This is a genomic window from Pseudolabrys taiwanensis, assembly GCF_003367395.1.
Classification (GTDB): Bacteria; Pseudomonadota; Alphaproteobacteria; order Rhizobiales; family Xanthobacteraceae; genus Pseudolabrys; species Pseudolabrys taiwanensis.
Window position 1 is genome coordinate 1,599,970 of the sequence record NZ_CP031417.1, and the last position, 20,114, is coordinate 1,620,083.

Here is a 20,114-nt window from a genome sequence, read left to right on the forward strand (position 1 = left end):
CCTCAAGGGCGCGGGGCAGATGCGCGGTCTTCTCGCTCCGGTGTCGCTGCTCCCTGCCTTTCATGCCCTACGGTCTGATCGCTCCGGTCCGACGAAAGCGCCCGCGCCTTGCACAAGAATGACTGCCCGTCGGAGCCCCCGCCCCGTTGCGCCCCAGAGGCGCAAATGGCATGCCGACATTGACCGGCGGAAAGCGACGAAAGGAAGGCGCATGGCGAAAAAATCCAAGGATGGAAAGCACTTGGCCGATGAACTCGAGCCGGGCGAAAAAGCCCCAGCCTTTACGCTGCCGCGCGACGGCGGCGGGACGGTTTCACTGAAGGACTTCAAGGGGCGCAATCTGGTCCTCTATTTCTATCCCAAGGCTAACACGCCCGGTTGCACAAAAGAGTCCATTGCCTTCTCCAAGTTGCGTGCGGCCTTTGCCAAAGCCGACACCGAAATTCTCGGGGTCTCCGCCGACCCGGTCGCGGCCCAGGACAAGTTCCGCGACAAGCATCAGCTGACCATCCCCCTCGCCTCGGACGAGGCGAAGGAAATGCTCGCCGCCTATGGCGCCTGGGGCGAGAAGTCCCTGTACGGGCGTAAGTTCATGGGCGTCATCCGCAAGACTCTCCTGATCGACAAGACCGGCCGCATCGCCAAGGTCTGGCCGAAAGTGAAGGTCGAGGGCCATGCCGATGACGTCCTCGCGGCCGCGCGTGCGCTCTGAGCCGCGCGTTACCTGCGGAACCGGTAATCCACTGACCTGACGAGAGAATTATATTCACAACCGAATCGCCTTACGGGATTCTTAACCATATCGGATTGATATCGACGCGTTGGTTCCGTCGCGCGTTCGCGCCGGCGGCGCCCTTGTGGAGCGTCGATGTCGTACTCGTCCTATTCGTCCCATCACCCGCATATCCAGGCGGCCCGCGCCCGTCCCTTAACTGCCGCTGCCATGTCGCGGCAGGTCCCGCGCGCCTCGCACGACTACACGTTGACCCATCATGGGCGGCAGGTGCGCATCGGGCCGGTGGCCTTCTGGATCGTGGTCGGCACATTGGTGGTGATGGCGGTATGGTCGATCGCGACCGGCACCTATTTCGCTTTCCGCGAGGACGTGCTCACCCGCTTGATCGGCCGCCAGGCCGAGATGCAGTTCGCTTACGAAGACCGCATCGCCGAGTTGCGCGCGCAGGTCGACCGCATCACCAGCCGGCAATTGCTGGACCAAGAACAATTCGAACAGAAGCTCAATGCGCTGCTGAAGCGCCAGGCGACGCTCGAACAGCGCACCAATTCTCTCACCGCCGACTCGCTCACCACCGGCACGGTCAAGCCCGCGCGCACGCAGCCGACACCGGAAGCGCCTGCGCCAAAGCTCCGCTCCTCGTCGCTGACCGGCGAAAGCATGACCTTCATGGCGCCGCCGGACCAGTTGCAGTGGCGCGATGCGGCGACCGACGACGCCCGTACGCTGAGCCGTGCCAAGGCCGGCGGCCTCGAAGGCACGCTGGCGCGCGTCTCGCTCTCGCTCGACAAGGTCGAGAAGCGCCAGACCACCGCCCTGTCCGAAGCCGAAGATCGCGTCGAAGGCAAAGCCGCACGTCTGCACAGCGTTCTCAGTGAACTCGGCGTCAATGTCGGCAAGGCGCCGGCGCGCGGCGTCGGCGGCCCGTTCGTGCCGGTGAAGCCGCTGCACCCGACGGCCGGCGACTTCGAACGCCAGATCTATCGTATCAATGTCGCCAAAGCGCAGCTCGACCGTTACACCAACACCCTGACCACGGTGCCCGTGCGTAAACCGATTACGGGCGAGATCGAACTGTCCTCGACCTTCGGCGTGCGTCTCGATCCGTTTCTTCGGCGGCCGGCGATGCATACCGGCCTCGACATGCGCGGCGACACCGGCGATCCGGTCTATGCAACGGCCTCCGGAAAAGTCTCGGTCGCCGGACGCGAAGGCGGCTATGGCAACATGGTCGAGATCGAGCACGGCCACGGCTTCGCCACCCGTTACGGCCATCTCTCCGCCATCGAAGTCAAAGTCGGCCAGCAGGTGCGGATAGGCCAGATTATCGGCCGCATCGGCTCGACCGGCCGCTCCACCGGCCCTCACCTGCACTACGAAACGCGCATCAACGACGAGCCGGTCGACCCGCAGCGGTTCCTCAAGGCCGGCGCCAAGCTCGGTCTGCTCTGACCCTCCCGACATTCTTATGCGTCAATAGCTTAGCGGCCGGCAGCGAGACGTTACGCCGCCTCTTGAAATCTTCCTCGGTCATCCTACCTCGTTGGCCGCCGGGCGCTTTAAGGGCCCGGTGCGGGCGCTGGCGGGTGTCCGGCGCGCTGCTCATTCCCATGTTGCTCAATGAGGATGTGGCTATGAGAACCCTGAACCTCGATCCCTTCTGGCGGACGAGCATCGGCTTCGACCGCCTTTTCGACCTCGTCGATCAGAGCCTCCGCGTCGAGCCGGAGGACCAGTATCCGCCCTGCAACATCATACGCACCGGTGAGAACGGCTATCGCATCTCGCTGGCGGTCGCCGGTTTCACGCCCGAACAGATCAGCGTCACCGTTGACCAGAACGTGCTGGCGATCGCCGGCCGGGCCGAGCAGAAGCAGGACAACGGCGAATATCTTTACCGTGGCATCGCTGGGCGATCGTTCGAGCGGCGCTTCAATCTGGCCGACTACGTCGAGGTCGTGAGCGCATCGCTTGATAATGGTCTGCTTCAGATCGACCTCGTGCGCGAACTGCCGGAGGCGATGAAGCCGCGCCGCATCGAGATTGCGAGCGGCAAGGCCGTCAGCGACGACAAAGTCCGCACCATCGAGCATTCAAGGGCCGCCTAAGCGTCCCAACGAGAGTCTCCTGCGGCAACGGCACGGCCGCGACCGGCCGTGCCGGACCCGCGGACGATGGAGAACCGCCATGGATCACTCTGCGAACAAACCGTCTCTTGCACGCGAGAACCGTTTCGACTTCGACGCGCTTCTGCACCCCGCCAATGCCTTCGCCCATCCGCTGGATGTGGTGCGCGATAAGGATCTCACCCTGAACGAGAAGCGCGCCATCTTGGCCTCGTGGGCATCCGATGCCTGCGCCGTCGAGGCGGCGCCGGAACTGCGCATCACGCCCGTGGGGCGGACCGTGCGTTGGGACGATATCATGGACGCCTTGCGCATGCTGGATGCGCAAGCGGACATTCCGCGGCGCGGCCGTTCCCGGTGGCGCAAATTCGGCGCCCGGCGCCGCGGTTCGGGCAACGAACCGGGCCAAGGCGCTCAGCTCGGCTGAAGGCGCGCCGTGGTCAACGTCGCGCTTCAGCGCCCACGGGCGCGTTTGGTGCGGACGGCACATATCATGTGCCGTCCGGCGAATGACAACGACCCGCCCGACCCGCCGCCGGCCCAAAGCGCCAGAACGACTTGCCAGCATTACGTCACGCTTTGGGCCGCCCGGCCGACGCTTAGGAGCGGAGCCGCCTGCGTGCGCGCCGCTCGAGCATGTTGAGCGCCTCGACCAGCGCGGAGAACGCCATCGCCGCGTAGACATAGCCCTTGGGCACATGCGCGCCGAAGCCCTCCGCGATCAGCGTCATGCCGATCATCAGGAGGAAGCCGAGCGCGAGCATGACGATGGTCGGGTTGGCATTGATGAAATTGGCGAGCGGATTGGCCGCCAGCATCATGACCAGCACGGCGACGACGACCGCGATGACCATGATCTCGATGTGCTCGGTCATGCCCACGGCGGTGATGATGCTATCGACGGAAAACACGAGATCGAGCATCACGATCTGACCGAGCGCCGACGCGAAACCGAGCGTGACGTCCTTGCGGTCGAACATATCCGGCCCGGGATCCGGATCGACGCGGTGGTGGATTTCCTTCGTCGCCTTCCACATCAGGAACAAGCCGCCGGCGATCAGGATCAGGTCGCGCCACGACAGACCCTGCCCGAACACGGAAAACAGCGGCGCGGTCAGCGTGACGATGAAGGCGACCGAGCCGAGCAATGCGAGTCGCAAGATAAGGGCGAGCCCGATACCGAGACGACGCCCGAGCGCGCGCTGATGTTCAGGCAGGCGGTTGGTCAGAATGGCGATGAAGATGAGATTGTCGATGCCGAGCACGACCTCCATGACGATCAGCATCGCGAGGGCAGCCCAGGCGGCCGGGTCGCCGGCCAGTATCAGAAGATCGTTCATGCCCGCATGATCGCATGACCGCCGCAGGCGTCATAGTCCGCCCTTGCAGGTCGCAATTTCCGGGCGACACGGAAGCGCCCGACGCGTTACGACTCGAGCCGGCGCCAGCGCGAGAGCGGCCAACTCAGGAAATTCAGGAAATAGGCATACATCGCATGTCCCGGCACGATCAGGCTCGCCACGATCGATAACAGCGCCGTCACGATGAACAGCCAGATCCGGAGATTGCCGGCGCTCGCCCGCTCGCGATGCTCCGGCAGCACCTCCAACATCCGCAGCCTGAGCGAGAGCGTGGCGACGGCGATCATGTTGGCGGCGTAGAGCCATACCGCCGGCGCCAGATCGCCATGTCGGCCAACGACGCTGGTCGAAAACGGTACCGATGTGATGAAGAACAGATAGAGCGTCCACCAACTGAGCGCCTCGCGTGTGGTCTCTTCGGCGCGGCGCAGCTCGATCGCGCCTCGCCATTGCGCCGCGAGAACGAAAAAGCTGATGACGTACGCAAGATACTGCGGCGTCAGCGCCCGCAATTGCGCGATCAGGGCAGCGCTGTCGTGGACCGGCAGTTCCGGCGGCAATCGCAGTTCAAGCACGAGCAATGTCATTGCGAACGCGAAAATGCCGTCCGTCAGCGCATCGACGCGGGACTTCGGGAATGTCCGCATTGCCCGGTTTCCGTTTCAGCGACGGCATCGCTCCGCCGGCACGAATCGCAATGTCGCCCTAAGTCTACCCCGCGCCGGCCACGCCCGACGATCCGCTAGCGCCGCGTCGATTGCCGGTCGAGCGCGACGACGCTCTTCTCGATGTTCCGCGCCGTCTCCTGAAGGGCCGGAATGTAGCGGCCATGCGCCTCTTTGTTCGACATGACCGAGCGGAAATAGGTCATGCCGAGTGTCGCGAGCACGTTCTTGCCGCGCATGATGGGCACCGCCAGGGTCGTGGACGACGTCGGCTCGACCACGGGCGAGCGTTCGGCAAAGCCGAGCGCGCGGACGCGGCGCAGCATGGCGAGTGTCGTCCTGCGGTCGCGCGCGCCCGCATCCTCCGGGTCGGATGACTTCATCAGGAAGCTCAAGAGCAGGTCGCGTTCCGACCGCGGGCAAAAGGCGAGATAGGCGCGGCCGAGCGCGCGCGTCAGCAACTGCAAGCGCCGATTGATGGTGGCGTGCATCGGCGACACCGGACTGTCGGCGATCGTGCTCAAGCGCACGGATACGGCGTCCTTGTCGAGGACGGCGATGGCGACCGGCCAGCGATAGCGCCGGGTGAAATCGATCGCCCAGGGCCGCCCGACCTCCACCACCGGCGCGTCGCCCTGAAATCCACAGCTGAGCGATTGCACCTGAGAGGTGATGCGATAGCCGCCCTGACGCTTGTCGTTGGTGACGTAGCCGTCGGCGATGAGCGTCTCCAGGAGACGGACGATGGTCGGCTTCGGCAGGCCCAACGCGCGATGCAGATTGTCGACCGAATTGATGTTCTGCCGGTTGAGCTCCTTGAGCAGATCGAGCGTCTTCAGCACGGATTTGACGGGCGCGTAGGAAGGCATCGGCGTTCGCTTCCGTTTCACATCTTGAAACGCCGTGGAATTTCTCACACCGCCGCCCCGGCCGCCACTACCAATATTGCGCGGGCGCCCGGCACTGGCGCGCCGCGCCACGGGAAACCCGGGCCCGCCAAGACGCCGACGAGGAGACGCCATGCCAACGCTGCGACCGCAGCCTTCGGAATTCCGCCAGCGATTTGCCGCCGGCGAACAGCTCATCGGCACCTTCGTCAAGACGCCGACGATCCACGCAACCGAAATCCTGGCTGATCTCGGTTACGACTTCATCGTCATCGATGAAGAGCATGCTCCGATCAACCGCGAGACCATCGACACGATGCTATGCGTCGCACGGGCGTCGAACATCGCCGGCATCGTGCGGGTCTCCTCCCCCGACGGCCTCCTGTCGGTGCTCGATTGCGGCGCCGTCGGCGCGCTCGTGCCGCACGTGTCCTCGGCGGCCAAAGCGCGCGAGATTGTTGCCGCCTGTCGGTTTCGCGGCGGCAAGCGCGGCTACTCAGGATCGGTGCGCGCCGCCCGCTACGGCGGCACGCCGATGTGGACGAACATCGACGCCGCCGACAAGAGCACGACCGTCATCGCGATGATCGAAGACCCCGAGGCGCTTGACGAGATCGACGCCATCGTCGCGGTCGACGGGCTCGACGGCGTCTTCATCGGCCGCGGCGACCTCACCGCCGCCTTCGGCGCGCCGAAGAACGACGCGCCACAGGTGCAAGACGCGGTCGAGCGCATCACCGCCGCCGCGCGCAAGGCCGGCAAGCCGGTGTGCGTCATGGTCGGCACTGCCGCCGAGGCCAAGCCGTTCAAGGCCCTGGGCGCCTCGGCCTTCATCGTGTCGACGGACCAGTCCTTCATGCGGCGCGCCGCCGCGCAAGCCCATTCGGAATTCGCTTCGTTGCAGTCATGACGCCGCGCGGCCAACGCCCCCGGCAGAGGAGATACCGCCATGTATGACGTATCCGACCCGCGCGCCGCGCTCGCCCCTGCGGCCGCCGCGCCGAAGGTCGCCACTGAATTTGCCGCCGCCGACTACGCCAAGTTCTACGAGACCGCGCCGCAGGAAGACGATGCGAGCGGGCGCACCTGGTACGCGCGCGGCCAAAACTACGTCGTCGCCTACAGCGAGGCCGAGGCCGGCGCCGTCTTCACGCGTGAGAGCCAGGTGGACGAATACGCGCTCATCGTCCCCGAGCCGACGACCAAGGTCGAAATCAGCGCCAATGGCGAAACCAAGATCGTCGATGGCTATTCGGTCGCCTTCATTCCGCCGGGCAACAGCACGATCAAGGTGCTGACCAAGGGCCGCATCGTCCGCCTGATCACCTCACGCGCGACCGACCTGACGGCCAAATGCTCGAATGCCGACTCGTTCGCGGCGCCGCATCCGAACATTCCGCCCTTCGAGCCGTGGCCGACACCGCGCGACGGCTATCGCATCCGAAGCTACAGCCTCGACGTCAAGCAGCAAGGCGGCCGCTTCGGCCGAATCTTCCGCTGCACGACCTTCATGATCAACTACCTCGACGTCCGCAACGGTCCGCGCGACGTCACCAAGCTGTCGCCGCACCATCACGACGACTTCGAGCAATGCTCGCTCGCGCTCGAGGGCGCCTACATCCACGACATCCGCTGGCCGTGGACGACCAACATGAACAACTGGCGCGACGACGATCACGAATACTGCGGATCGCCGTCGATCGCCGTCATCCCGCCGCCAGCGATCCACACCTCGCGCGCGGTCGGTGAAGGCGTCAACCAGCTGGTCGACATCTTCTCGCCGCCGCGCATGGACTTCTCCGCCAAGCCGGGCTGGGTGCTCAACGCCGACGATTATCCGCTGCCGGCCAAGGCATAGCGCGCCCTCTTCCAAGCACGACAGGTACATCAACATGCAAGCTGCCGCATCCGCCGCCGACAACGCCCGCAACCAGGAGGTCGCCGATCTGCTGGTCGGCGCCGTCGATCTGCATTGCCACAGCGGCCCGGCGGCGATGCCGCGCATTCTCGATCATCACGAGGCGATGATGGACTGCGCCGCGGCCCGCTTCAGGGCGCTCGTCTATAAGGATCACTTCTATCTGGGCACGCCGCACGCGCTGCTCTTGGAAAAGCTGTTCCCCGATACGGGCGTGCAGCTGTTCTCCGGCATTGCCCTCAACAACGCCTCGGGCGGCATCAATCCGCATGCGGTCGACCACGCCGCAAAGATCGGCGCCAAGATCGTCTGGATGCCGACCTTATCGGCCGACAACCACATCAAGCAGATCGCCGGTCAGGCAAAAACCTTTCCGAAGACCGCGCAGAAGATGCTCGATCCGATCCCCTTGAGCGCGCTCGACGCCAACGGCAAGCTCACAGACGCCACCAAGCAGGTGCTCGATCTCATCGCCGAGGCCGACATCATCCTCGCCGGCGGCCATCTGCCCGCATCCGAGCTCCTGATCGTGTTCGAGGAAGCGGGCCGCCGCGGCGTCAGGAAGATGATCGTCAATCATCCGACCTACATCGTCGGCGCCACCGACGACGACATCCGCGAACTGGTCAAGCTCGGCGTCTACATGGAGCATTCGATCTGCATGTTCGTCGAAGGCCGCGCCAAGAAATATGGCCCGGACAAGCTGGCGCATCTGATCGCGGTCGCCGGCGTCGATCGCACGTTGCTGTGCTCGGACCTGGGGCTGGTCGGCTCGCCCCGCCCCGTCGACGGTTATCGCGAGATCGTCAAGACGCTGCTCGATTTGCAAATGCCTGCGGCCGATATCCGCAAGCTCATCAGTTCGAACGCCGCCGCGCTGCTCGATCTCGACGCCGCGCCGGCACCGTCAGCGGTAAACTGAGACTCCACAATTAAACGCGGCCGGATCAACCGGCCTGGCACCCGAGGGAGGAAGACATGTCGATTACGCGCAGATTCTGCATCGCGTTCGGCGCGGCGGCCCTTGCCGTCACGGCATCGGTGGCGGTGCAAGCCGAAGAATGGCCGACCCGCCCGATCACGATGATCGTGCCGTTTCCGGCGGGCGGCTCCGCCGACGTGGTGGCGCGGCTGGTGGCCGCCGAATTGAGCGACAAGCTCAAGCAGCAGGTGATCGTCGACAACCGCGCCGGCGCCGGCGGCAATATCGGCGGCGCCGCTGTCGCCCGCGCCAAGCCCGACGGCTACACGCTGCTGTTCACGACGCCCGGCCCGGGCGCGAACAACAAGCTGCTTTACAAGGATCTGCCCTTCGATCCCGAGAAGGATTTCACGCCGATCGTCCAGGTCGCCGACTCGCCGCTGATCATGGTGGCGTCGACGCAAACGCCCATCAAATCGATGGCCGAGCTGATCGACTACGCCAAGAAGAACCCCGGCAAGCTCAACGTCGGCACGCCGGGCAATGGCACGCTGGGTCATTTCGCGGTCGCGATGTTGGAACGTCAGGCGGGCGTCAAAGTGACGATCATCGCCTACAAGGGCTCATCGCCGCTGATCACCGACCTGCTCGGCGGCCAGATCAACATCGGCTCGGACTTCATCACCGCTTACGTGCCGCAGGTGAAGGACAACAAGATGACGCCGCTCGCGGTACTCGCACCGCAGCGCAGCCCGTTGCTGCCGCAGGTGCCCACGGCCGCCGAGAGCGGCTTCACCAATTTCGAGGCCGTGGCCTGGTTCGCGCTGGTCGGACCCGCCGCGCTGCCCGCGCCGGTCGTTGCCAAGCTCAACGCGATCGTGAACGCCTACGTCCAGAACGACGCGGTGAAAGCGAAGTTCGCCCCGCTCGGCCTGCGGCCGGTGGGCGGCACGCCGGAGCAGCTTCGCGACCTCGTCGCCCACGAAATCGCCAGATGGCGGCCGATCGTCGAGGAAGCCAAGATCAGCCTGAACTGAATTCAGCTTCACGGCCGCTCTCGTCGACCGCGGACGGCGGCTCCTCCCCGCCGTCCGCGGTCGAACTTTATGCCCGCGACCAATGACGTGGCCCGGCGTGGCGCGGGCGAGCCGGCTTCGCGCCGAGAGTTACTCGTTATTTTCCTCTCTGCATTGCAGCATCGCGCGTTGTCCGGCCCTGCCGTTCCTGCGACAAGGCGCGCGACATGGGAAGCACCACGGGCGCCGGCACATTGCCAAACGAAGCGAGCGGAGACGACGCCAGCCGGCGTGAGATACACGGCGAGACGGCTTGGCAACGCAACCTGTGGGTCTGCGTGTTCGGCTCGTTCACGACCATTCTCGGCATGACGCTGCTGCTGCCGTTCCTGCCGCTCTATGTCGAGGAACTCGGCGTCCAAGGCCATGCGGCGATCGTGCAATGGTCGGGCATCGCCTTTGGTGCGACGTTTTTCGCGGCGTCGTTCTTCGCGCCGATTTGGGGGCGCCTCGCCGATCTCTACGGCCGAAAGATCATGCTCGTGCGCGCCAGCCTCGGCATGGCCATTTCGATCTCGCTGCTCGGCATCGCACAGAACATCTGGCAGCTCGTCCTGCTGCGCCTGCTCGTGGGCGTGCTCGGCGGTTACGCGTCGGGCTCGAACTTCCTGGTCGCGACGTAGACGCCGAAGGCGCGCACCGGCTGGGCGCTCGGCGTACTGTCGTCCGGCATCATGGCCGGCAACCTGGTCGGCCCCTTGATCGGCGGCATCCTGCCGCCCTTCATGCCGATACGCACGATCTTCTTCGCGACCGGCGGCCTGATCTTCATCGCCTTCCTCGCCACCGCTTTCCTCATCAAGGAGGAAAAGCGCGTCCCGGCCACCAAGAACGAGAAGCGCAGCGGCACGTGGCGCGCCATTCCCGACAAGCGGCCGGTGATCGCGATGCTGGTCACGGGCTGCCTGCTGATGTTCGCCAACATGTCGATCGAACCCATCATCACGGTCTATGTCGCGACCTTGGTCGACGATCAGACGCATGTGACGCTGGTCGCCGGCCTTGCGATGTCGGCGACCGCGCTCGGCAGCGTTCTGTCCGCCTCCCGCCTCGGCCGGCTTGCCGATCGTGTCGGCCATTGGAACGTGCTGATCGCCTGCATCGCCGCATCGGCCGTGCTGCTCGTGCCGCAGGCTTTCGTGACCAGCGGCTGGCAGCTCATCGCCTTGCGCTTTCTGATGGGACTCGCGCTGGGCGGCCTCCTGCCCGGCATCACCAGCGTCATCCGCCACAACGTCCCGGTCACCGCCGTCGGCGGCATGCTCGGCTATGCCGTCTCCTCGCAATTCGTCGGACAGGTGGCGGGGCCCCTTGCCGGCGGCTTCGTCGGCGGCCATTTCGGCATGCGTGCGGTGTTCATCGCCACCAGCGTCGTGACGGCCGCGGGCGCGCTGTACAATCTGTATGTGCGGGCGCGTTTGCGCGCGGAGAAGGCGGAAGGCTGATCGCAAGCGGGCCGTCACGGCCCACCCGCCGATCGCCTACTCGACGTCCTCGATCTGTCCCGGGCCGCCGCCGAACGCCTTCTGCGCCAAGGCCGCCTGCATGAATTCGTCGAGATCGCCGTCGAGCACGCCGCCGGTGTTGGAGGTCGACACGCCCGTGCGCAGGTCCTTCACCATCTGATAGGGCTGCAACACGTAAGAGCGGATCTGATGGCCCCAGCCGATATCGGTCTTGGCGGCCTGATCGGCGGCGGCCTTGTCCTCGCGCTTCTTGACCTCGATCTCGAACAGCTTGGCGCGCAGCATGTCCCAGGCCATCGCGCGGTTGCGATGCTGCGAACGGTCCTGCTGGCACTTCACGACGATGCCGCTCGGCTCGTGAATGAGGCGCACCGCGGACTCGGTCTTGTTGACGTGCTGACCGCCGGCGCCGCCTGAGCGCATCACTTCCATGCGCACGTCAGCCTCGTTGATCTCGATGTTGATGCGGTCGTCCACCACCGGATAGACGACGACGCTGGCAAACGACGTATGACGGCGCGCATTGGAGTCGAACGGCGAAATGCGCACCAGGCGATGCACGCCGTTCTCGCTTTTGAGCCAGCCATAGGCGTTGCGGCCCTTGATCTGCACGGTCGCCGACTTGATGCCGGCGCCCTCGCCTTCGCTCTCTTCCAGCCAGTCGACTTTGTAGCCGTGCTGTTCGGCCCAGCGCACATACATGCGCAGCAGCATGCCGGCCCAGTCGTTGCTTTCGGTGCCGCCGGCACCGGCATGGACTTCGAGATAGCAATCGTTGGCGTCGGCCTCGCCCGAGAGCAGCGCCTCGAGCTCGCGGCGCGCCACTTCGGCCTTGAGCTTCTTGAGCTCGGCCTCCGCCTCGGCAACCGTCGCTTCATCCTTCTCGGCTTCGCCGAGTTCGATCAGCGTCAGATTGTCCTCGAGCGCCTGCTCCATGCGGCCGATGGAGCCGAGCTGGTCTTCCAACGCGTCGCGCTCGCGCATCAGGCGCTGGGCACGCGAGGAGTCGTTCCAGAAATTGGGGTCTTCGGACTCTTTGTTTAGTTCGGCGAGACGCCGTTGCGCGGCATCGACGTCAAAGATGCCTCCTCAGCAGCCGCACCGACTGCTTGATTTCTTCGACCAGATTCTGGGTTTCCGCGCGCATCGCCTTCCAAGTCCGTTGTCGTTCGTGGCGTCGCCACGACGCACCGTTTCCGTGTGCGGATGTAACGATCTCAGGCCGATCGCGCAACCTTTGCGCCCGCCGGCCCCGCCAGGGCGACCAAGATCGCTTGCATCCGATAATTATACAACCAATAGTAATAGCCATCTACAGCGGGGGACGCGCCATGGCGGATGAAAAGCTGAGTCTGCGCTTTAGAAACCGCAGCGGCGCGCAATACGACTTCCTCTGCTTCCAGCACGGCGTCAGCCCCAATACGCCCTCGATCGCAACGCTCGCGTGGCTGGTCCGGCCCCTGGCGAGCGGCGTCGACCTCGACTTCACCTGGACCACCAACTGTTGCTTCGTCTGGTTCGAGCAAGGCGCGGTGACGCCCGACATCACGTTCAAAGCGCAGCAGTCCGCACCCGCGGACCCGATCTCGGCGAACCTCGTCACCCTGACATCGTCCAACGGCGCATACCAATTCGGTCCAACGACAGGCGGCGGGGCGGCCGGTGTCCTCACGATCGACTGCGATGGCACCATCCCGAGCGGCACCGTCATGATCGGCATCGGCATGTCCGGTCTGGGCACGCACGCCGTCGCGGCCGAGCCGAACTTTGCCGCCGTCTTCACCGTGAAGCCCGAGTACTGGATCAGCTTCGGATCGTTCACGCCCGGTCAAACACTCGACGATCAGGCCCTGATCAAGGCCACGCCACTCGCCTTCCCGCCCAATGTCACCGCCATGACGGCGACGCTCGATGTCGCCAATAAGTGGATCCTTCAGCCGGGGCTGATCTAACGACAGCATCACGACGCAACGGCCACGCGCTTGAGCGCGCGGTAGACCGTCGCGCGGCTCACGCCCAGCCGCGTCGCCGCATGGGCGACACCACCGGGCTTGCCATCGGCTTCGGAAATAGCGGCGATGACGCTGCCGTCGTCGAGCTTGCGCGGCCGTCCGACATGCCGGCCGCGCTCGCGCGCAGACACCATGCCGGCCTTGGTGCGTTCGGAGATCAAGGCGCGTTCGAACTGCGCCAGTGCCGCCATGATGTGGAAGACCAGGACGCCGCCGGGCGACCCGGTGTTGATCGCCTCCGACAGCGACGCCAGGCCGATGCGGCGCCGGTCGAGATCGTTCACGACCTCAAGGAGATGCGGTAGCGAGCGGCCGAGGCGGTCGAGCTTCCACACAACCAGATCGTCACCAACCTTGAGTTGTGAAAGGCATTGCTCCAGTCCGGGACGATTGCGGCTCGCGCCCGAATGACCTTCGTCTTTAAATATAATTTCGCAGCCAAAACGCTTCAATGCATCGACTTGCAAGTCGATTGACTGTTCATCCGTAGAAACGCGCGCATAGCCGATACGCATGGTCACGCTTACGTCTACTCTGGCCGCACTCACTACTTACAATTTTGAGAGTCATCAGAGAATAACCAATATAATTATTTAGTTATACTGTCGCAAAAACGTTCCTTTTTAGAACACGCTTCTTGCGTGCCGTCAAGCGCTATTACAGCCGCACCTCGAATAAATTCAATCGATACAACCTAGAGTTACATCACTCCCTCATCCTGCTGCCGGGCCGCCTGCGCGAGCCCGAGCCACGCAGCCCGTCTCCGCAAAAGGGAACGCTTTCGGTCTTCGCCAAAGCGCAGACGCGCGGGGCCACGCCCCGCCCGCCTGCTCCGCCGGGAAGACGACAGCGCACAGCCCGCGCCCTCGCGCGCGGTCCCTCAACCCGGATGCAGGAGACAGCACCATGGCTGCCCAGAACTACACGCTGCGCTTCAAGAACCGCAGCGGAAGCCAACACGACTTCCTCTGCTATCAGCAGGGCATCGACGTCAACACGCCCTACGTTTACACGCTCGCTTGGTTCGCCAAGCCCGTGGCCAACGGTGTCGACGTCGACTTCACCTGGTCGATCAACTACTCGTTCACTTGGTCCGAGCAGGGCACGCTGAAGCCCGGCATCACCTACAAGGCGCAGCAGGTGATCGCGGCCGACCTCACGACGGCCAACCTCGTCAACTTCACCGACATCGAAAACGCATTCCAGTTCGGCACGCCCAGCAACACCGGCGCCGCCGGCTCGCTCACCATCGACTGCGACGGCACCATCCCGAAGGGCGCCGCCAACATCGGCATCGGCATGTCCGGCCAGCCGACGCACGCGGTATCGGCCGAGCCGAACTTCGCCGCCGTGTTCACCATCCACCCGGAGTACTGGATCAGCTTCGGCTCGTTCGAGCCGGGCCAGGTGGTCGACACGCAGACCATGGTGAACTCCGAGGCGGTGCCGTTCCCGGTCAACGTCTACGGCATGACCGCGACGCTCGACAGCGGCAACAACTGGACCCTCGCGCAGGGCCTCGTCTGACGACGAACTGACCGCGCTTGCGAGTGCCGCTCATCCCCCCGGCGGTCCTCGCCGCGAGCCCCCGCGCTGTGTGACGCGCTTCGGCGCGGTGGGCTCGTGCGCGCTCCTCTCATCCCCATGAACGGAGTGACGCCATGTTACGTGTTCGAACTTCTCTCGCACCAATCGCCCTCGTCCTCGGCGCTCTTTCGCTGACTGTGCTGTCGTCTACAGCGGCCCTCGCCGATTGCGACAGCGCCGACTTGTGCACGGCGGGTGAATGCCGCTTGCGCCAGGCGAACGTGCATCCGACCTGCGACCAACCGCGATCTTGCGGCAGCATCGACGCTAGCGACAAAACGGAATTGCACAATCGTCTGATGATCAACCAGCAGTGTCTCGCGGCACGCATGAACGTGTCGCAATGCTTCAGCACATCCGACACCGGTCACGATCAGGCGATCCAGGCGGTCCGCAACGCCATCGCGACCTGCCAGTACAAATACGATCAGAAGTAACTGGCACACGACCGCTGCGCGCGCCGCGCAGCGATTAGCGACGGGTCAGGGGCTCCGGATCCGTCGAGCGAATGAGCAGACGGCGATGATCGAACACGCATCGAACGATGCGTGCACGGCACGCACGGACGGACTGCTCCTGCGCAAGAGGCTTTGTCCTCTCGCGCCCCGTCCTCGTCAGCAAACGGCAACGGAGCCTCCATCATGTCTCGCTTTCGAAATTCGCTCGCCACGGCTGCGCTGATCGTCGGCACAATTGCGCTCGCAGTGCCTGCCAATGCGCAGTGCGTGCCCGACATCTTTCCGAACGACTGGCTGCAGCAGCAGGAAAATCTCGGCGGCCACACGATCGATCGTCACGTCGGAAAGACCGACGGGCAGCTGACGCAGCGGCTCATCAACAGCCCGAATATCGCCGCCGCCGGCTCCTATCCGGCGAGCGCCCTGCCCGATCCGCGCTATCTTGCGGCCCAGGCCACGATCGCTCAGGGCTTGGCGCCCCGGCGCCAGACCATCAACAACTGGGCGGCCACGGCACACGCCAATGCACCGCGTGCCGAGGAACTGCAGGCCGCCGCCGCGATCGGCCGAGTCGCACTGCAGACGCAGCCCGCAAATGTCTTTGACACGCAGACCTATTGCGTGATCCTGCGCGCGAACGGTGTGGGAGGTTGCAGGGTTCTGACCTCGTTCCCGACGCCTGCGTTACATGGGTATTGCCATTGAGCACGCTCGACTCGTTCTACGGCTACCTCGCCGCCCATTTCGCCGACGCTGATCTCGCCGGTCAAACGGATGAAGAAGCGGCCGTGGCCGAGGTGTCCGCGGAATCGCGCCAAGCCTATCTGGAAATACTCGTAGAAGGGCGCCGCGTTCTCGCGGCGCCCACCCTCGAATGGAAGCGCATCGGCGGCAGCGCGAACCGCCACTTCAAATCCGAAGCGGAAACGCGCGCGTGGCTGACCCGCATGATCGACTTGCTGGAAGCGCGGCTCGAACAACTCTGACGCAGAAGGAACAACGCGAGATCGTTACGCATGCGTAACGGAGGCGACGGGTCGGGGGCTCCGGATCCGTCGGGCAAATGGGCAGACGGCGTTATTCGCGCAACGCATCAAGGCATGCGCGCGCGGTTCTCGCACGGACGGACTGCTCCTGCGCAAGAGGCCTTGTCCTCTCGCGCTCCGTCCCTGTCACCCAACTCAAATGGAGCCAAACCATGTCACGCATTCGTGTCTCTCTCGCCGTCGCAACGTTCGTTGCCGGCGCTATCGCCCTGACGGCTGCATCTCACGCCCAATGCATCCCCGACAACTTTCCGAACGATTGGCTGCAGCAACAGGAAAATGCCGGCGGCCACACGATCGCAAAGCATGTCGGCCAATCCGACCAGCAACTGATGGACCGCGTCAACGGACGCCGCGGACCACGGGCCGCCGGCAGCTTCCCGGCGAGCGATCCTCCGGCGGCCAACTACACCGCCGCGCAGACCACGATCACGCAGGCCTTGGCCTTGGCGAACCAGCGCAATGCTCTCAACGTCTGGGCCAACGGCGCCGATGAGGGCGACCGTCGTTCGGTCGCCGTTAACGCGGGTGGCACGATCGGCAGGGTCGTGACACGCCAGGCGCCCGCCAACGTTTTCAACACACCGTACTTCTGCATGGTGTTCGAGGCGAACGGCGACGCGACCTGCTATCTTCTGACCGCGTTCCCAACCCCTGCGGCCAACGGCTATTGCAATTGACGGACCACCTCGAATTCTACGGCTATCTCGTCGGGAGCTTCGCCGACGCCGACCTGCTCCGCCTCACGGACGAGCAGGCGGCGGTGGCGGGGCTGACGGAAAGGAAGCGGGCTGCGTTCGCGAAAGTCCTCGAACAAGGCCGCGACGTGCTGCTGTCGCCGACGTTCGATTGGGAACGTATCGCCCAGCATGCGAACCGGGACTTCGAGGATGAAGCGGAGACGCGGGCCTGGGTGATCCGCATGATGGATCTGCTGGAAGGCGCGCTGAAGAAGCTCTGAGCGCTTGGTCGCGCGGCCGTTCTCCATCACGGCCGCGATGACCGCGCGAGCCGCCGTCCACGGCAACGGCGGCTCGCGTCATATCGGAGCTAAAGCAGTTTACGGTTAGGTTGAAACACTCTCCGTTCATTCCCGCGAAAGCGGGAAGCCAGCGCTACGCTGCAAATCCGAAAGCCCCTGGATTCCCGCTTTCGCGGGAACGAGCGGAGTTTGACGCAGCTTACGTGCAAATTTTCTTTGAATAGCGACGCGCTTCAGTACAGCCCGCCGGTGCCGGAGCGCACCGCGCGATCGGCGTCGGGCGACACGCCCTGCCCCCACGGACGGCCGCCGCCGTCGGCGCCGCTGCCATCGCCACCGCCATAGCCGACCACCGAATAGTTGTCGGGCGGCGCGGTGCCGGGCTTGAACGCCTCGAGGATCGCGCGCGGCGTATCGGGACCGGCGCGGACACCGGTCTTGGGATCGACGCGCACCAGCTTGATGCCGGGCGGCACGCGGAACGGCACCGCCGGCTTGTCGGCGAGCGCGACCTTCATGAAATCCTTGACGATTGGCGCGGCAAGATGACCGCCCGTCGCGCCGCGGCCGAGGTGGCGCGGCTTGTCGTAGCCGAGATAAACGCCGACGACGATGTCCGGCGTATAGCCGATGAACCAGGCGTCCTTCTCGTCGTTGGTGGTGCCGGTCTTGCCGGCCACGGGCTTGGCGACTTCTTTCTGGAAACCGACGCCGCCGGCGGTGCCGCGGATGACCACGCCTTCCATCATCGAAGTGATCTGATAGGCGGTCATCGGATCGAGTACCTGCTGGCGGCGATCGATCAGCGACGGCTCAGGCTGGTTGTTCCACTTCGGCGCATCGCAGCCGATGCACTCGCGCTCGTCGTGCCGGTACACGGTGTGGCCGTAGCGATCCTGGATGCGATCGATGAGCGTCGGCTTCACCCGCCGGCCGCCATTGTCGAGCATCGCATAGCCGGTGACCATGCGCAGCAGCGTCGTCTCGCCGGCGCCTAACGCGAACGAGAGATAAGGCGGCAGATCGTCATAGATGCCGAAGCGCTTGGCATAGTCGGCGATCATCGGCATGCCGATGTCCTGCGCGAGGCGCACGGTCATGACGTTACGCGAATGCTCGATGCCGAAGCGAAGCGTCGAGGGTCCGAAGAACTTGCCCTCGTAGTTCTGCGGCGACCACACGCCCTGGCCGGCGCCTTGATCGATCTCGAGCGGCGCGTCGAGCACCAAAGTCGACGGCGTATAGCCATTGTCGAGCGCGGCGGCATAGACGAAGGTTTTGAACGATGAGCCCGGCTGGCGCAGCGCTTGCGTCGCGCGGTTGAACTGGCTCTGGTCGTAGGAGAAGCCGCCAACCATCGCCAGCACGCGGCCGGTCTGCGGGTCCTCGACCACCATGGCGCCGGACACTTCCGGCACCTGCTGTAGGCGGAACTGACCGTCGCTCTTCGCCGGCGAGACATAGACCACGTCGCCCGCGTTGAGGACCTGGCTGACCTTGCTCGGGACCTTGCCGCTGGTCTTGGCCCACTTCACGCCTTCGAGCGGCAGAATGCCGACCTCGCGTTCCTTGCTGACATAACCGCCCGGATCGCGGCCCGGCTGCAAGCCGACGCGCGCCGACTGATCGCTGACTTCCAGCACCACGGCGAGCCGCCACGGCGCGACATCGGCCAGCGCCTTCACGTCGGCCAGCTTGACGCCCCAGTCGCCGGCAAGATCGATCTTCGAGACAGGCCCGCGCCAGCCGCGCGCTTCGTCGAATTTGACCAGGCCGTCGGTCAGCGTCTTGCGCGCCAGCACCTGCAGCTTGGTGTCGAGCGTCGTGCGCACCGACAGGCCGCCGTCATAGAGCTTCTTCTCGCCGTAGCGCTCGTACAGTTCGCGGCGCACTTCCTCGGCGAAATACTCGGCGGCGAACGTGCGCGTGCCGGTCGGCCGCGTCGTCACGTCGAGCGGCGTCTTCTTTGCCTTCTCGGCATCGGCGGATTTGATGAAGCCCGCTTCTGCCATACGGTCGATGACCCAGTTGCGGCGCTCGATGGCGCGCTCGCGCTGGCGGAACGGATTGTAGTTGTTCGGCGCCTTCGGCAGCGAAGCGAGATAGGCGACTTCGGGAATGGTCAGTTCGTTGACCGACTTGTCGAAGTAAACGAGCGAAGCGGCGGCGATGCCGTAGGCGCCCATGCCGAGATAGATCTCGTTGAGATACAATTCGAGGATCTTGTCCTTCGAATAGGTGCGCTCGATCTTGAGCGCGAGCAGCGCCTCCTTGACCTTGCGCGAGAGCGAGACTTCGTTCGTCAGCAGGAAGTTCTTGGCGACCTGCTGCGTGATGGTCGAAGCGCCCTGCGGACGGCGGTTGGAACCGAAGTTCTGCGCGTAGCTCAGCGCCGCGCGCGCGATGCCGGTGAAATCGAGACCGCCGTGTTCATAGAAGTTCTTGTCCTCGGCGGCGAGGAAGCCGCTGATCACCAGCTTCGGCACCGCCTGGATCGGCAGATAGAGCCGGCGCTCGCGCGCATATTCGGCAAGCAGCGAGCCGTCGCCCGCGTGCACGCGGGTCATCACCGGCGGCTCGTAATCCTGCAGCTGCGAGTAGTCGGGCAGGTCCTTGGAGAAATGCCACAGCAGACCGGCCGCGCCGGCGACGCCGACCACGAACAGGATGGTTCCTGCCGTGAACAGGAAGCCTAAGAAGCGCAAAAATAGCTTCATGCGTGACGTGTCCCGCGTCGTTCCGGCCAGCGGACGCCGACCGCGCCCCAGCGCGCAGTGGATCGCTTATCTGGCAATTTGCTCGCCGCCAAGCCGTTGCCGCCGCTTGCCACTGACAGCGCAGCATTAGCCGTTGGTCGCGTGGTTTTATGTTG

21 protein-coding genes and 1 pseudogene are annotated in these 20,114 nt (G+C 64.7%); 16 read left to right on the top strand and 6 right to left on the bottom strand.

The features are described from left to right. Nucleotides 1-241: 241 nt before the first annotated feature. From DW352_RS07665 to DW352_RS07680, 4 genes are all read left to right on the top strand, one after another. Nucleotides 242-712: a peroxiredoxin gene (locus tag DW352_RS07665; protein WP_425374636.1), complete on the top strand. Its 471-nt coding sequence runs from the start codon at nt 242-244 to the stop codon at nt 710-712. A 231-nt stretch (nt 713-943) separates the two neighbouring features. Then, nucleotides 944-2,188 (top strand): peptidoglycan DD-metalloendopeptidase family protein, encoded by a 1,245-nt coding sequence (locus DW352_RS07670; RefSeq protein ID WP_342634897.1) that lies wholly within the window; start codon nt 944-946, stop codon nt 2,186-2,188. Nucleotides 2,189-2,370: 182 nt separating this feature from the next. Then, entirely contained in the window at nt 2,371-2,844 is a 474-nt protein-coding gene (locus tag DW352_RS07675) for an Hsp20 family protein (protein WP_115694291.1), read from the top strand. A 79-nt stretch (nt 2,845-2,923) separates the two neighbouring features. Beyond that, on the top strand, nt 2,924-3,289 hold the full coding sequence (locus tag DW352_RS07680; protein WP_115690022.1) for a hypothetical protein: 366 nt from the start codon (nt 2,924-2,926) through the stop codon (nt 3,287-3,289). 172 nt (nt 3,290-3,461) lie between these two features. Here DW352_RS07680 and DW352_RS07685 read toward each other — a convergent pair whose 3' ends face one another. The 3 genes from DW352_RS07685 to DW352_RS07695 all read right to left on the bottom strand — a co-directional run bounded on the left by DW352_RS07685 (nt 3,462) and on the right by DW352_RS07695 (nt 5,757). Further along, on the bottom strand, nt 3,462-4,202 hold the full coding sequence (locus DW352_RS07685) for a TerC family protein (protein WP_115690024.1): 741 nt from the start codon (nt 4,200-4,202) through the stop codon (nt 3,462-3,464). Nucleotides 4,203-4,288: 86 nt separating this feature from the next. Further along, nucleotides 4,289-4,870, bottom strand: a complete 582-nt coding sequence (locus DW352_RS07690) for a TMEM175 family protein (RefSeq protein WP_115690026.1) — start codon at nt 4,868-4,870, stop codon at nt 4,289-4,291. A 95-nt stretch (nt 4,871-4,965) separates the two neighbouring features. Then, complete coding sequence (locus DW352_RS07695) at nt 4,966-5,757, bottom strand: DNA-binding transcriptional regulator (protein WP_162826841.1); 792 nt, start codon at nt 5,755-5,757, stop codon at nt 4,966-4,968. A 151-nt stretch (nt 5,758-5,908) separates the two neighbouring features. Here DW352_RS07695 and DW352_RS07700 point away from each other — a divergent pair, with 151 nt between their 5' ends. The 5 genes and pseudogenes from DW352_RS07700 (at nt 5,909) to DW352_RS07720 (ending at nt 11,136) form a co-directional block, all read left to right on the top strand. Continuing rightward, entirely contained in the window at nt 5,909-6,685 is a 777-nt protein-coding gene (locus DW352_RS07700; protein WP_115690030.1) for an HpcH/HpaI aldolase family protein, read from the top strand. Nucleotides 6,686-6,724: 39 nt separating this feature from the next. Then, complete coding sequence (locus DW352_RS07705) at nt 6,725-7,633, top strand: cupin domain-containing protein (protein WP_115690032.1); 909 nt, start codon at nt 6,725-6,727, stop codon at nt 7,631-7,633. 34 nt (nt 7,634-7,667) lie between these two features. Then, on the top strand, nt 7,668-8,615 hold the full coding sequence (locus DW352_RS07710; RefSeq protein ID WP_115690034.1) for a DUF6282 family protein: 948 nt from the start codon (nt 7,668-7,670) through the stop codon (nt 8,613-8,615). Between the two features lie 56 nt (nt 8,616-8,671). Then, nucleotides 8,672-9,652: a Bug family tripartite tricarboxylate transporter substrate binding protein gene (locus tag DW352_RS07715; protein WP_115690036.1), complete on the top strand. Its 981-nt coding sequence runs from the start codon at nt 8,672-8,674 to the stop codon at nt 9,650-9,652. Between the two features lie 206 nt (nt 9,653-9,858). Beyond that, a pseudogene (locus DW352_RS07720) lies at nt 9,859-11,136 on the top strand (MFS transporter). Between the two features lie 36 nt (nt 11,137-11,172). On the opposite strand, the gene prfB reads toward DW352_RS07720, so the two are convergent. Then, nucleotides 11,173-12,304 (bottom strand): peptide chain release factor 2 gene (prfB, locus tag DW352_RS07725; protein WP_115690038.1). Its coding sequence is split into 2 segments (ribosomal slippage): nt 11,173-12,234 and nt 12,236-12,304, totalling 1,131 coding nucleotides; the frame shifts between segments, so codons are not numbered across the junction. 184 nt (nt 12,305-12,488) lie between these two features. On the opposite strand from prfB, the gene DW352_RS07730 reads away from it, so the two are divergent. Beyond that, entirely contained in the window at nt 12,489-13,109 is a 621-nt protein-coding gene (locus DW352_RS07730) for a hypothetical protein (RefSeq protein WP_115690040.1), read from the top strand. 8 nt (nt 13,110-13,117) lie between these two features. Here DW352_RS07730 and DW352_RS07735 read toward each other — a convergent pair whose 3' ends face one another. Further along, the gene (locus tag DW352_RS07735; RefSeq protein WP_115694292.1) at nt 13,118-13,684 is read right to left on the bottom strand and encodes a recombinase family protein; all 567 of its coding nucleotides are present in this window, start codon (nt 13,682-13,684) and stop codon (nt 13,118-13,120) included. A gap of 391 nt (nt 13,685-14,075) precedes the next feature. On the opposite strand from DW352_RS07735, the gene DW352_RS07740 reads away from it, so the two are divergent. The 6 genes from DW352_RS07740 (at nt 14,076) to DW352_RS07765 (ending at nt 17,221) form a co-directional block, all read left to right on the top strand. Further along, a complete protein-coding gene (locus DW352_RS07740; protein WP_115690042.1) occupies nt 14,076-14,696 on the top strand; it encodes a hypothetical protein in 621 nt (206 codons plus the stop codon). Between the two features lie 134 nt (nt 14,697-14,830). Further along, nucleotides 14,831-15,193: a hypothetical protein gene (locus tag DW352_RS07745; protein WP_115690044.1), complete on the top strand. Its 363-nt coding sequence runs from the start codon at nt 14,831-14,833 to the stop codon at nt 15,191-15,193. 204 nt (nt 15,194-15,397) lie between these two features. Beyond that, a complete protein-coding gene (locus tag DW352_RS07750) occupies nt 15,398-15,919 on the top strand; it encodes an RNase A-like domain-containing protein (protein ID WP_115690046.1) in 522 nt (173 codons plus the stop codon). After that, nucleotides 15,916-16,200 carry a hypothetical protein gene (locus DW352_RS07755; protein ID WP_115690048.1) on the top strand — a complete coding sequence of 95 codons (285 nt, stop codon included), beginning with the start codon at nt 15,916-15,918 and terminating at the stop codon, nt 16,198-16,200. Before DW352_RS07750 ends, DW352_RS07755 begins: the two co-directional genes overlap by 4 nt. 212 nt (nt 16,201-16,412) lie before the next feature. Continuing rightward, a complete protein-coding gene (locus DW352_RS07760; protein ID WP_115690050.1) occupies nt 16,413-16,940 on the top strand; it encodes an RNase A-like domain-containing protein in 528 nt (175 codons plus the stop codon). Next, entirely contained in the window at nt 16,937-17,221 is a 285-nt protein-coding gene (locus tag DW352_RS07765; protein WP_115690052.1) for a hypothetical protein, read from the top strand. The genes DW352_RS07760 and DW352_RS07765 overlap by 4 nt, the downstream gene beginning before the upstream one ends. A 254-nt stretch (nt 17,222-17,475) precedes the next feature. On the opposite strand, the gene DW352_RS07770 is transcribed toward DW352_RS07765, so the two are convergent. Continuing rightward, the gene (locus DW352_RS07770; protein WP_115690054.1) at nt 17,476-19,959 is read right to left on the bottom strand and encodes a penicillin-binding protein 1A; all 2,484 of its coding nucleotides are present in this window, start codon (nt 19,957-19,959) and stop codon (nt 17,476-17,478) included. Nucleotides 19,960-20,114: the final 155 nt, after the last annotated feature.

Coding starts and splice junctions, on each gene's coding strand:
- DW352_RS07750 (WP_115690046.1), top strand. CDS start 15,398: ATGTCTCGCTTTCGAAATTCGCTCGCCACGGCTGCGCTGATCGTCGGC.
- DW352_RS07735 (WP_115694292.1), bottom strand. CDS start 13,684: ATGCGTATCGGCTATGCGCGCGTTTCTACGGATGAACAGTCAATCGAC.
- DW352_RS07745 (WP_115690044.1), top strand. CDS start 14,831: ATGTTACGTGTTCGAACTTCTCTCGCACCAATCGCCCTCGTCCTCGGC.
- DW352_RS07680 (WP_115690022.1), top strand. CDS start 2,924: ATGGATCACTCTGCGAACAAACCGTCTCTTGCACGCGAGAACCGTTTC.
- DW352_RS07710 (WP_115690034.1), top strand. CDS start 7,668: ATGCAAGCTGCCGCATCCGCCGCCGACAACGCCCGCAACCAGGAGGTC.
- DW352_RS07730 (WP_115690040.1), top strand. CDS start 12,489: ATGGCGGATGAAAAGCTGAGTCTGCGCTTTAGAAACCGCAGCGGCGCG.
- DW352_RS07740 (WP_115690042.1), top strand. CDS start 14,076: ATGGCTGCCCAGAACTACACGCTGCGCTTCAAGAACCGCAGCGGAAGC.
- DW352_RS07700 (WP_115690030.1), top strand. CDS start 5,909: ATGCCAACGCTGCGACCGCAGCCTTCGGAATTCCGCCAGCGATTTGCC.
- DW352_RS07685 (WP_115690024.1), bottom strand. CDS start 4,202: ATGAACGATCTTCTGATACTGGCCGGCGACCCGGCCGCCTGGGCTGCC.
- DW352_RS07690 (WP_115690026.1), bottom strand. CDS start 4,870: ATGCGGACATTCCCGAAGTCCCGCGTCGATGCGCTGACGGACGGCATT.
- DW352_RS07705 (WP_115690032.1), top strand. CDS start 6,725: ATGTATGACGTATCCGACCCGCGCGCCGCGCTCGCCCCTGCGGCCGCC.
- DW352_RS07760 (WP_115690050.1), top strand. CDS start 16,413: ATGTCACGCATTCGTGTCTCTCTCGCCGTCGCAACGTTCGTTGCCGGC.
- DW352_RS07695 (WP_162826841.1), bottom strand. CDS start 5,757: ATGCCTTCCTACGCGCCCGTCAAATCCGTGCTGAAGACGCTCGATCTG.
- DW352_RS07770 (WP_115690054.1), bottom strand. CDS start 19,959: ATGAAGCTATTTTTGCGCTTCTTAGGCTTCCTGTTCACGGCAGGAACC.
- DW352_RS07675 (WP_115694291.1), top strand. CDS start 2,371: ATGAGAACCCTGAACCTCGATCCCTTCTGGCGGACGAGCATCGGCTTC.
- DW352_RS07670 (WP_342634897.1), top strand. CDS start 944: ATGTCGCGGCAGGTCCCGCGCGCCTCGCACGACTACACGTTGACCCAT.
- DW352_RS07715 (WP_115690036.1), top strand. CDS start 8,672: ATGTCGATTACGCGCAGATTCTGCATCGCGTTCGGCGCGGCGGCCCTT.